At 50.2% G+C, this 11,814-nt stretch carries 9 protein-coding genes; 8 read left to right on the plus strand and 1 reads right to left on the minus strand.

What is annotated here, in order from left to right:
* The first annotated feature begins 619 nt into the window (after window positions 1–619).
* The 8 genes from ACUHMQ_RS18785 (at window position 620) to ACUHMQ_RS18820 (ending at window position 9,547) form a co-directional block, all read left to right on the plus strand.
* Window positions 620–1,168, plus strand: coding sequence for a hypothetical protein (locus ACUHMQ_RS18785; RefSeq protein ID WP_445296990.1), 549 nt, complete (start codon window positions 620–622; stop codon window positions 1,166–1,168).
* 196 nt (window positions 1,169–1,364) lie between these two features.
* Complete coding sequence (locus ACUHMQ_RS18790) at window positions 1,365–1,826, plus strand: RDD family protein (protein WP_445296991.1); 462 nt, start codon at window positions 1,365–1,367, stop codon at window positions 1,824–1,826.
* Window positions 1,827–2,432: 606 nt separating this feature from the next.
* On the plus strand, window positions 2,433–2,804 hold the full coding sequence (locus tag ACUHMQ_RS18795) for a response regulator (protein ID WP_445296992.1): 372 nt from the start codon (window positions 2,433–2,435) through the stop codon (window positions 2,802–2,804).
* Window positions 2,805–2,888: 84 nt separating this feature from the next.
* On the plus strand, window positions 2,889–3,260 hold the full coding sequence (locus ACUHMQ_RS18800) for an STAS domain-containing protein (protein WP_445296993.1): 372 nt from the start codon (window positions 2,889–2,891) through the stop codon (window positions 3,258–3,260).
* Window positions 3,250–5,469, plus strand: a complete 2,220-nt coding sequence (locus ACUHMQ_RS18805; RefSeq protein WP_445296994.1) for a chemotaxis protein CheA — start codon at window positions 3,250–3,252, stop codon at window positions 5,467–5,469. Before ACUHMQ_RS18800 ends, ACUHMQ_RS18805 begins: the two co-directional genes overlap by 11 nt.
* 90 nt (window positions 5,470–5,559) lie before the next feature.
* Window positions 5,560–7,230 carry a methyl-accepting chemotaxis protein gene (locus ACUHMQ_RS18810; RefSeq protein WP_445296995.1) on the plus strand — a complete coding sequence of 557 codons (1,671 nt, stop codon included), beginning with the start codon at window positions 5,560–5,562 and terminating at the stop codon, window positions 7,228–7,230.
* A 223-nt stretch (window positions 7,231–7,453) separates the two neighbouring features.
* Window positions 7,454–8,029 (plus strand): chemotaxis protein CheW, encoded by a 576-nt coding sequence (locus ACUHMQ_RS18815; RefSeq protein WP_445296996.1) that lies wholly within the window; start codon window positions 7,454–7,456, stop codon window positions 8,027–8,029.
* Between the two features lie 294 nt (window positions 8,030–8,323).
* The gene (locus ACUHMQ_RS18820; RefSeq protein ID WP_445296997.1) at window positions 8,324–9,547 is read left to right on the plus strand and encodes an EAL domain-containing response regulator; all 1,224 of its coding nucleotides are present in this window, start codon (window positions 8,324–8,326) and stop codon (window positions 9,545–9,547) included.
* A 110-nt stretch (window positions 9,548–9,657) separates the two neighbouring features.
* Here the strand turns inward: ACUHMQ_RS18820 and ACUHMQ_RS18825 are convergent, their stop codons facing one another.
* Window positions 9,658–11,415: an acid phosphatase gene (locus ACUHMQ_RS18825; RefSeq protein WP_445296998.1), complete on the minus strand. Its 1,758-nt coding sequence runs from the start codon at window positions 11,413–11,415 to the stop codon at window positions 9,658–9,660.
* Between the last annotated feature and the right edge of the window lie 399 nt (window positions 11,416–11,814).

Genomic DNA, 11,814 nt, shown 5'->3' on the forward strand with positions numbered 1-11,814 from the left:
TCGGCCAGCTGATCAAGCTTGGCTTCACGTTCTTCACTGGCAAACAGACTGGATTTGATCATGATTGGAGGGCTGACTTTTGGATGTCGGAATCATGCCATGGGCGGAGGGTTTTTCGAGGTGCCCTAAAGAATACATTCCGGTTTATGTGCTGCTCTGCACCCTTGGAATACTCATTTACCACTCATAAACGCCGCGTCCTCAGTTGTTCTCGTTTGTCTGGCTCTAGCTCACTAGACGTTGAGCAGGCTCTAGAAACTGTTAATTCTGCCGTTGCCCTACCGAGGTTCTAGTCTCTTTTATTTGCTATGGAGTACCTAGACGTAGGACTATGCAGTGCACTACCCACATAGTTAATACATGGTCCTGCTTTATTAAAATTATTGGCGGTAATTTCACCAAGGCCTTGTGCTATGCACAATAAAAAAATGATGTTGTACTAATGTCTCGTATGTTATCGCTGTAATTAGTACCTATGACATAAGGACCTTAAATGATGAAGCCGCTTGTAATAAAGAAGAATCTGCTATTAAAAATAGTCAAACTGTTTTTTATAGTTCCACTGTTATTGGTGTCCCTCTATTATTTGTCTAGAGCAGCAATAGACTTCGATCAATTCATGAACGACAAATTCTTCATGGGAATGATTATTCTGCTGTTTCTGCCGTTGAGTTTTTATTTATTAAGAATCTTGGTTGTAGACTATCTGCTAGATTTCATTGGTACTAACGTGGAGTTAACAAGCTCGCATCTTCGCTTAAAGTCGATTGAACTGCCTACTATTGCATGGGATGCGATTGAGTCGATAGGCGTGGAAGAGAAACCTTTAGGGGTGGAGATGTGTAAGATTGGTAAAAACCCTCGTATTTACGTGTTGGAAAAGGGAGTTCACTACATATTCATTAAATTCAGATGCTATCATGATTTTTTCCAGAAAGTTGCATTGATCAGTAAAAATGAGAATGTGTGCCATGACGAAAATGAAGCGCTTATGGCTGAAGATGCCTGTTTTATCATTGATGAGCCCAACCGTATAATAAAGATACAGGCTAGTATGATTCTTCCAGACTCTTGGGCGGAAAAGGAAGAGAACCAATTGAACATGATAACTGACTATGCGCGCTATGCACTTTATCGCTTATCTCACACCAATCGCCAAACAGCCTGATCTGACGCTGCTATTGTTGCCAGTAATGTGTCCATCTGCATAGCGGCCTGTGCTTACTTTATTTAATTTATTTTTGGCGAAAAGCATCAAGAGGCTTTCTCCGGTAGCGCTGATATAATTAGGTTGGATAAAAGTCTGCTCATCATGTAAAACGGGGTAGTCTATGTATGAAGCTGACTGGTGAGAGAAAGCGCTTATGGATTCGACGGATGTGAAATATATAGGATTCTGGTTGAGGGTAGTGGCGTCAATTATCGACTCCATCCTTACCGTCATGGTTACGCTGCCCTTGCTTATCGCAGTCTACGGAATGGTATATCTGGAAAGTACCGAGATAATCCATGGGCCGATGGAGATTTTGATTTCCTGGGTTTTGCCCGCTGTTGCAGTTGTGCTGTTTTGGATAATCAAGCAGGCAACGCCTGGAAAAATGGTTATTTCAGCATGTATTGTCGACGCAGAAACAGGCGGGCAGGCCAGTAACGGGCAGTTACTAATCCGCTATCTAGGTTATTTCATTGCAGCAATCCCGCTGGGGCTAGGATTGTTTTGGATCGCGTTCGACCGACGTAAGCAAGGATGGCATGACAAGCTTGCTGGTACGGTGGTGGTACATAAACCGCGTAAAGCAGAAGTGCCTTCTGAAGAGTCTGTTTAAAGTCTCTCGGACAAAAACAAAGATAAGACGAAAACGCCCGAGGAAGCAGCGTTTACTTGGGGGTAAACGAGTATCCGAGGGTGTTATTGAACGTCGTACACCTAGTGTGCTGGTTTCTTGTACCTATGTGGGCAGTCGGCCAATGTAGCCGACGGCAGCCTAGAAATTTAAGCGTTCACTCCTTCTAAATGGGTCGATAACCGGCCGCCTTCCATTGCCGCTTGTTCGTGTTTTGCCGGAAAAAATTGGCAAAACCGAGCTATACCACTTATGGGGCATTCAAAAAACTCAGTTTCTACACAAGACAAGGCGTAAGTAGAAATTTCCACACAGCATATGTTTGATATGCAAAGAGAAATTTCTCATGGGCAACGTCGCATGGTGACGAAATTGAGATTTCTGGGAATTGCCTTTGAGGAATGCTTTGTCGTTTAAGGCAAGGCGCAGGTGGCAGGTACGGGATCGTTTCCCTTTGGGAAATGTAGATTCCAAGGTTGTTTTCCTGCGATATTGCTGATGTACCGCAGCTAGTGAACGGGTTCCAGGCAGATACCGGAAGGTTGCTGGCAAAGGGCAATAAACCGGGTAATGGTGGAGAGCGGGGAATTGACTACCAAGACTATTTTGATCGTGGACGACTCTGCAAGTATGCGTGAGACCGTCAAGATTGTCTTAGCGGCTTCCGGTTACGCAGTCATAGATGCTGAGCATGGCAAAGAGGCCATTGAGCGGTTGGATGGTCGCAAGGTTCACTTGATTGTTTCTGACGTCAATATGCCGGTCATGGATGGGATTACGTTCCTTCGCGAAGTGAAGAGAATGCCCCGCTATAAATTTACGCCAGTCATTATGCTGACCACCGAAAGTTCCGAAGAGATGATCAAACGGGGCAGGGAATCAGGGGCGAGTGCTTGGCTCACCAAGCCATTTCTGCCTGCGCAATTGGTTTTGTCAGTGAGCAAATTGATCCTGCCTTAGAACCTGCACACAGTCTTGCGAGCTCGGAAAAAACAGGACAACCCCCTGTGAGGAGACGGAGCTTACAAGTGGTAGATGGGCAGTATGCCTGCCTGGGAGGTAATGATGGCGCTGGATGTGAATATGGGAATGGAGTGTGCTGAGGCCAACCTCAGTGGGGAGTTCACCATTTTCACCGTTGGGGTGCTCAAGGATGATTTTTTCGGCTTACTGAATTTTCCGGTTGTGCATCTGTATCTGGCCCAGGTAACAGAGTTCGATACGGCAGGTTTGCAGCTACTGGTGATGTTGCAACGCGAAGCGTTGTTGCGTGAGCGGAAATTACAGCTTATCGCGCCAAGCGTGCCGGTGCAGGATGTGGTTACGCTGCTGGGCTGCAATGATTTGTTTGCATTCAACGAGCCAACAGCAGGCATGGGAAGCGCTGAAAGCAAAGGGGCGGCGGATGGAAGTTGATCTGTCTAGTGCACGGGCTGCTTTTTTCTCTGAGGCGCGCGATCAACGTGCGATTCTGGAGAAGGTGCTTGTAGAAAGCGAGTCTACCGAGCTTGATGCTGAAACCTTCAACCTGATGTTCCGTGTGGCCCATACGATCAAGGGTTCGGCAGGCTTGTTCGGCTTGGATGCCATAGTCCGTTTCACCCACCTTGTCGAGAATGTATTGGATCGTCTGCGTGCTGGTGACGTCACGCTTTCCAAGGAATTGGTTTCGCTATTGCTGGAGGCGAACGATCATATCGGCGTGTTGCTTGAGGCGGTTGAACCTGACGATAGCGCTGCGGAGGTCAACCAGCCTGGCGGCGAAGAGCTGATGAAGAAGCTCCTTGCTTACAGCTCCATGACCCAGATCCCTGGGGACATGAGGCCCAAGATGTTTGTCATGTCTGACCGCTTGCAGCCTAAGGCGGGGGGGGCAGGAAGAAGCAGAAAGGACGGGGTAGCCAGCGGTGCTTATCATCTTTCTGTACGCTTTGCGCCAGACCTGTTCGAATCCGGTATCGACCCGACCTGTTTTCTGCATTTCCTCAACACGATGGGAGAGATCAGGCGGGTGATACCTGTATTAAGCCATCTGCCGCTGTTAAAGGATTTCAACCCGGAAGTCTGTTATTTCGGCTTTGATGTGCAACTGGCGTCAGATGCCGACGCAGAGCGGATTCTGAATGCATTTGACTTTGTCATCCCGGCAAGCCAGGTTGAGCTGCTCTCCCCCCATGCGCCATTAACCGAATTTGCCGCCATTTGTTCCCGTATACCTGAGACGCCTGACGAGGTCATTGGACGCTTGCAGGCTTGCGGTACGTTGACAGAGGACGAGACGGTAGAACTGCGTGGGCTTTTGTCGGGAGACCCACATACGGGCGATGGAGCCCAACAGCATGATGAGACAGGTTTTACAGCTGGTCAGACCGCTGCGGCCCGTCAAATAGAACGCCGTTCCGCCGACAACAAGTACATCAAGGTAGAGGCCAGTAAGCTTGATCGTCTGATCAACAAAGTAGGCGAATTGGTGATTGCTTCTGATTCGACCACAGCTTTGGCAGACCGACGTCGTGATCTTGAGTTGACCGAGTCGGTAAAGGCCATCAATCAATTGGTGGCCGATATCCGTGATGATGCCCTTAAGCTTCGTATGGTGGTCATGGGTGAGGTATTTGGCCGTTTTCCGCGCATTGTGCGCGATGCGTCCGACATTCTTGGCAAGCAGATTGAATTGGTGATCAAAGGGGCAGAGGCGGAAATCGATAAGTCGATGGTGGAAAAGCTGACCGATCCGCTGATGCATCTGGTACGTAATGCAATCGACCATGGCATCGAAACACCAGAATTGAGGCTTACGCGTGGAAAGTCTGTGGTCGGTACCGTTGAGTTGAGGGCTTACCACGATTCCAGCTGTGTGGTTATCGAAGTCGCAGACGATGGTGGTGGGTTGAATCGCGAGAAGATACTTAACAAGGCCATAGAAAAGAATCTGGTGAATGCCGGTACCAATCTATCGGATGCCGAGGTTTTCAAGCTGATTTTCCAGCCAGGGTTTTCAACAGCCGAAACAGTTACCGATTTATCGGGGCGGGGCGTCGGCATGGATGTCGTGCGGCGTAATATCGAGGCATTACGCGGCAGTATTGAAATTCTCAACAGCGAGGAGCGGGGGACAACATTCCGAATCCGCTTACCGCTGACATTGGCGATTATTGATGGTTTCCGCGTGCAGGTGGGTGACACATTATTGGTTGTGCCGGTGGACATGATGTACGAATGCGTTGAAATGCCTAAGGGCTTGCCGCAGGATAATGTGCACCAGATCAATCTGCGCGGTGAATGGTTGCCCTATATTTCATTGCGGGAATTGTTCCGACTGAATGACTCTGTCGCAGAGAGCGAATATATCGTCATTGTGCAATACAGTGGCGAGCGGGCTGGATTGGTGGTGGACCGTTTGTTAGGGGAATTTCAGGCGGTGATTAAACCTCTTGGTAGTTTATTTAAAGCCCTAAAGGGAATTTCCGGCTCTACCATACTCGGGAATGGTGAGCCTGCACTGATATTGGATATTCCCCAATTAGTGCAATTTGCTTGGCAGTTGGAACATTCTGCCATTAAACGCAGTAGTGGACCGCCTAGTGACGATGTATACCCCATTCGGCAGGGAACGCTTGTATAGCTAATTAAATAGCGTGCAATGGTGAAGCGGGTAGTGAAAGAAGATATTGGTAGTAAGACACGGGCATAAAACGGCTTATAGGAGTTAACAATGTTTTCCTCCAATATGAAAATCTCAACTATGCTTGGTTTAGGCTTTGTAGTAATGATATTAATTATGCTTGGTATAACAGTGTTAGGTTTGTTAAGTTTGAGTAAGGTAGATAGCACATTAGCTACAAATAGTGAAAATTCAGAAAAAGTTATCCTTTCTAAAGATCTCATAGATGCACAATATAATATGATTCTTCGTATTCAAGAGCTAGCACTTTTGTCTAACGAGGAAGAAATGACTAAAGTCAATCAGGAGCGACTTCAAGCTAGAACGAATTACGAGGCCTTAGAAGTAAAGCTGAATCAACATATTTTTCGTGAAAAAGCAAAGGAAATGGCTAATCATCTTAGAGCTGAAAAAGAGCTTGGTTTTCAGCTTATGGATAAAGTTGCTCAACTTGGTTTGGCTAATAAAAATGCTGAAGCAACGGAAGTTGTATTTAAAGAGCTATTACCACTGGCAAAACGGTGGCGTGATAAGCTAGAGGAAATGGCGGATTTTCAAAAATCATTTAATGCGCAGGGAATTAAGGAAGCTGAGCAAATATATGAAACAGCTAAGTTTTGGATGCTTACCTTTGCGATATTGGGGTTCCTGTTCGCTTCAATAGTGGCATGGGTAATTGTTCGTTCATTGATGAAGCAATTAGGTGGTGAGCCTACTTACGCGCGAGATATGGTGGCCAAGGTGGCGGATGGTGATTTATCGGTTACCGTCATAACCAAGCAAGGGGATGAGTCGAGCCTGCTTTATGCGCTGTCGAAAATGGTGGAATCGCTGGCCAATACCATAGGCATGATTACCTTGTCGGCACAGAATCTGGCGTCGGCATCGGAACAGATTGCGGCGTCTGCGACCAGCTTGTCGCAAACCACTTCCGAGCAGACCGCTGCAGTAGAGCAAAGCAGCACCTCGATTGAAGAGATGGCGGCAGCTGTGACCCAGAACACCGACAATGCCAAGGTGACCGATGGGATTGCCTCTTCAGCGGCGAACAGCGCATCGGAAGGTGGGCAGGCGGTGCAGGAAATGGTGGCGGCAATGAAGGAAATCGCGAGCAAGATCAGCATGATCAATGAAATCGCCAATAAGACGGATTTGCTGGCCATCAATGCGGCGATTGAGGCTGCACGTGCAGGTGAGCACGGAAAAGGTTTTGCGACAGTGGCAGTGGAAGTGCGCAAACTGGCAGAGCGTTCACAAAATACGGCAAAGGAAATCGGCGACTTGGCAAATCGATCGGTAGGGGTGGCCGAACGGGCTGGTTCTTTACTGCATGAAATGCTGCCAGGCATACGAAAGACTGCGGATTTGGTGCAGGAGATTGCTGACGCATCGCGTGAGCAATCCAATGGGATTGGCCAGATCAATATAGCGGTATTCCAGCTGACAGAGGGTATGCAGGCTGCCGCTGCGGTGGCAGAGGAGCTATCAGCCACTGCGGAAGAAGTGAGTTCTTCCTCGATGCAGTTGCAAGGCATGATGGAGGAATTCCAGCTGCCTACAACAGGGCGTAGAGGTGCCCGCGCCAAGCGGGCTGCTGCGGTTGATAAGTTGTACATGCATAGTAGCAATCTAAAGGGCAAGCAGCATGCGATTGGCCGACACCTTGGTGTAGAGCCCGACGAGGCCGGACCGGTGGACGAGACGCAGTTCTCAAAATACTGAAAGCTGCCTAGGGATGTCTGTTGGTAGTGCTGTAGCGTGTTAGCCGGTGAGCATGGAAAACATTAGACAAAAACTACGGGGGAAGCAGTGTTTACTGGGTGTATGCGCATTTCGAAGGTGTGAGCAGCTTACGAATCCTGATCACAGCTACTCAGTAAGATCGTGAGATTCTAAGTCCGCTGGGGCATGCCTTCTATTCACCGGAGCCTAGTAGGAGCAGGGTATGACTGGCAATCGGACAGTGAGCGAAGAGCAGGATGCGAGGGCTGAAAGAGCCAGCAGGCAAGAGCATGCCAAGCCCTCGAAGGTACGCCATTGCGTGACCTTTGAACTCGTGGACGAAGTGTTTGCGATCGAGATCCACCACATTCGCGAAATCATCGAATATGAGGGTGTGACGACGGTACCCTTAATGCCGGCATTTTTACGCGGCATTATTAATCTGCGTGGGTCGGTCGTACCTGTGATTGATCTTTCGGTACGTTTTGGACGCCAAGCAACCGAAGTAAAGCCTTCTACCTGTATTGCCATTTTGTCGCTAGGCAATGGTGCTGGTGCTGATTACACCGATATTGGCGTGATGCTTGACTCGGTTTGTGAAGTGGTCGAAATCCCGGAGATAGACATCGATCCAGCTCCTTCACTGGGTTCGCGTATGCGGGATGACTTTATTAACGGTATTACTACCGTTTCTGGCCGCTTTGCCATCATTCTCGATGTCACTCAGGTGCTGATGATTGAGGAGCTAGGAGAGCTGGCGGCGATTCAGCTCAATAACATCGCGATGAACACCGGTTAACACCGGCGCTGTGGTAGATCGTATAGATATACACGATGGTTTCGGTCGAGTTGGTTTTTTCCTATCGATGCTTGTCTGCGAAAAGGCAAGCGCATTAACGACTTAGTGGTGGTTGCCGTTTGTCTGTAGGCCAACTGCTTTGCACAATAGTTGTTCATGCTTCAATCAGTACGCGGGAAATTGCGCGGTCTTTGATATACCAGGATGAGCGTGCCCTGGTTGCCGTTAAGGAGATGCTGACCATGGACTGGAACATCCCTGTTTGTCCTGGTTGCATTGTCCTGGAGAGGGTGAATGTCTAAGGAGCTGCTCTGGGAGGGGCGCCATGTTCTTGTCGTAGAGGACAGTCCCGTACAACGCGAGGTTGCCGTTGCACTGTTGAAGCAGTTTGGTTTTGCGACAATCAGCTGTGCTGGCAATGGCCGTGAAGCACTCTGGACCATGGAGCGGGTAAGCCCAATTGATCTGCTGATCACTGACATTGATATGCCGGAAATGGACGGCATTCAGCTGATCGAAACCTTGGGTCGCAAAGGCTACAAGCAATTTTCCCTTGTCGTGATTACTGGCAAGGGCATTGCCATCATGGAGGCGGTCGCCACCATCGCGCTGAGTATCGATCTGGACGTATTGGGCGCTATCGAGAAACCGATGAGCATCCCCATGTTGCAGCGGGTGTTGGCAAAAGGGCCAAGGCGGAAGGTCAAGACGGTTGCTGCGGTGCCAACAATGTCGGTGGCAGACATCAGGGCTGGGCTGGCAGCGGGCCAGATTGTTCCGTGGTTCCAGCCCAAGGTCGCAGCCAAGACTGGGGATATGGAAGCTGTGGAGGCGCTGGCAAGGTGGGTACATCCTGAATATGGTGTACTGTCGCCGGCGGTCTTTATCTGCCAGATCGAAGAGAGTGAACTCTCCGAACCATTCTTCTTCCATATTCTTGAACAGACAGCCCGTCATTTGCAGGACTGGCAGCAGAAAGGCTCGGAATTGATTGCTGCGATCAATCTGCCCGTGCCGCTGTTGATGAACCCCAAACTGCCGGATATGACGTTGGATATCATCCGCCGTTACAACATTCCGCCCAGCCGGGTCACCCTTGAGGTGACCGAATCGATGCTGATGTCCAATCTGGCATTGTCACTCGGTACGCTGGCTCGACTGCGCTTGAAGGGATTTCTCCTTTCCATGGACGACTATGGCACTGGTTACTCCTCGCCACAGCAACTGATGCGTTGTCCGTTTACCGAATTGAAGATTGACCGCGGCTTTGTGCATGGCGCCGCACACAAAACCAACTTGAAGGTCATTCTCACCAGTGCCTTGGATATGGCGCAGCAATTACATTTGAAGAGCGTGGTTGAAGGTGTCGAAGACCTGGAGGACTGGCAGCTGGTTTCTGAACTTGGCGTCGGGCTGGTTCAGGGATATTTCGTTGCCAAAGCGATGCCTGGGGATCAGTTGCTAGAGTGGTATGCCGCATACAGACGCGACTTTAAGCCTGCTAACGGTGCGATGTGATCGCCGAGTAGATACCTATAGATAAACAATCAAGCCGGCTATAGGGCCGGCTTGATTGTTTTTGCGGCTTGATCGCAAGTAGAGATCGTGATCGCTTATGCAGAACTCGTTCAAATATCCAAGCTATTAAGCAAATCCCCTGGCGGTGTGCCGCCATTGGCTTTGAATGCCTCATTCCGGAGGGTGATCCCCTCCAGTTCTGGCAGATCGTGCAGGCGTGTGATCAGGCGGGCGATTGAAGAGGTGTCGTAGTAGGTATGGTCGACATGCCCCTTTTTTGCATACGGCGAAATAACGAGCGCCGGAATCCGCGAGCCAGGCCCCCAGCGGTCGCCTTTGGGAGGGCTGACATGGTCCCACCAACCACCATTCTCATCGAAGGTGATCACAACCAGCATGTTCTTCCACTGTGGGCTGTTTTGCAGATGGCTGATGATGTTACCGATGTGCTGGTCGCCCGATTCGATATCGGAATAACCCGCATGCAGATTGAGATTGCCCTGAGGCTTGTAGAAAGTCACCGCAGGCAACTTGCCGGCGAGCGCATCGGCAATGAAATGGTTGTCGCGTGGGCTGTCTCCCATGCCGCCATCACGCAAGTGTTGCTTACGCGCCTCGGTGCCAGGGGCAAACGACTTGAAATAATTGAACGGCTGGTGATGCGACTGGAAATTGGGTTGATTTGGACCACCACGGCCTTCGAGTGCAGCACCCCATCCACCGCCATACCAGGCCCAGCTCACTTTCTGTGCCGATAGTAAGTCGCCGATTGTGGGATAGGTCTGTACCGGCTGCGTCATGCTGTCTGCAGGGTCTGCCAGCTTTGGATCACCGCCTGGCGCAGCTTTGACCCAGCTTGGTTGGTAGGCCGGGGCCAGCGTGTTGACGATATAGCCATCCGGTGTGATTGCACCATCACGCACGAACTTTGGTGCCCCATCCATGGCGGAAGCGGGTGACTTGTCCGAGAGCTTGAGGCGTGTGCCTTCCGGGGCGCCTTCCACGACAGCGATCTTGTCCTTGGCTGGGCTATTGGCCGCATCCGGATAGACACCCGGCCGGCAGGCGACCAGATACTGGTGGTTAAGGTAGGAACCGCCAAATGCCCCCATGAAGAAGTTGTCACATAAGGTGTATTCACGTGCGATGCGCCAAAGATTAAGGTTGGCGCTTGCGCCACCGTAATGCCCCATTACCAGGCTGCCACTATTGCCCCACGCGACGAATTGATCATTGCGGCCATCGTTGATTTGCATCTGGTTCTGGTAGAAGAGATGCCAGAGGTCACGCGTGATTACCGAAGTTGGTAGTTGTTTTCCTTGTGCGTCATTCAAGCGGAAAGGTGAGTTCGGCAGATTTTTGATTTCCTCTTCGCCGATCAGGTAGCTCTGGCCGCCGATCTCCTGGCGGCGCTGCACCATACCGCCCCAGACCTTGGGCAAAGTGGTGAAGGGTTGGCCATTACGGTCGATCTGGCGATAGCGCTCGGCCGTTAGTGCGGACATCGGGCTTGCTACACCAGGGAAATCGCCAAACAGATTGTTGAAGCTGCGATTTTCCAGGTAGATCACCACGACAGTCTTGATGCTTTCCTTCAGCGCTTTATCGCGATTACCACCATGCCCAGGCTTTTGCTTGGCGGTGGTACGAGGTTGTACCGTACCGGGTGTGGCACTGGCAGGTAGTGCGCTGCCAAGGGTGACGGTTGCCAGACCTTGGAGCAACTTGCGCCGGCTTGGGTCGATCGTTGTCTCTGCCGTTGTATCAACGGGCTTGTTCTTGTCGTCGTTCATTGGATAGACCTGCGAATTTAGTTGGTACTTAAGAACCTGTTCACAACTGGCGTATTTGGAACCAACCTCGGGCATTTTGCGTAATGCCTACGAGCATAGGGGGCCCCGGGAGTTCCTAGAGCCTGTTTACGATCTGTCGCAAGCAGCTGTCAGCAGGGTACAGAGCAGCGCAGAAACCGGAATGTACTTTTGTACACGAGGATTGTGATCAACACATAAACGTTGATCACAGCTGCGCAGCAAGGTTGTAAACAGGCTCTTAGGTGAATAGCGCTTGTGCAAAGGCTCTGAGAGGAGTTTGCTTCTGCACCGGATTATGACAGAACGATGACAAATTATTGACTGATGTTACGCAGCAGCCGCGAGAAGCAGCTGTAGCTGATCATAAGCCGCGCGGGAGGCGTTGATCAGTAACTTGCGGCAAAGCGCGAATGGGTTCTTCTGCGTCTTGACGCTCAAGCATTCAAGCTTGAA

It is taken from the genome of Chitinimonas violaceus (assembly GCF_052601015.1).

Excerpts from the sequence above, each read along its gene's own strand:
- ACUHMQ_RS18785 (WP_445296990.1), top strand. The coding sequence starts at position 620 with ATGAACGACAAATTCTTCATGGGAATGATTATTCTGCTGTTTCTGCCG.
- ACUHMQ_RS18790 (WP_445296991.1), top strand. The coding sequence starts at position 1,365 with ATGGATTCGACGGATGTGAAATATATAGGATTCTGGTTGAGGGTAGTG.
- ACUHMQ_RS18800 (WP_445296993.1), top strand. The coding sequence starts at position 2,889 with ATGCCTGCCTGGGAGGTAATGATGGCGCTGGATGTGAATATGGGAATG.
- ACUHMQ_RS18805 (WP_445296994.1), top strand. The coding sequence starts at position 3,250 with ATGGAAGTTGATCTGTCTAGTGCACGGGCTGCTTTTTTCTCTGAGGCG.
- ACUHMQ_RS18810 (WP_445296995.1), top strand. The coding sequence starts at position 5,560 with ATGTTTTCCTCCAATATGAAAATCTCAACTATGCTTGGTTTAGGCTTT.
- ACUHMQ_RS18815 (WP_445296996.1), top strand. The coding sequence starts at position 7,454 with ATGACTGGCAATCGGACAGTGAGCGAAGAGCAGGATGCGAGGGCTGAA.
- ACUHMQ_RS18820 (WP_445296997.1), top strand. The coding sequence starts at position 8,324 with ATGTCTAAGGAGCTGCTCTGGGAGGGGCGCCATGTTCTTGTCGTAGAG.
- ACUHMQ_RS18825 (WP_445296998.1), bottom strand. The coding sequence starts at position 11,415 with ATGCCCGAGGTTGGTTCCAAATACGCCAGTTGTGAACAGGTTCTTAAG.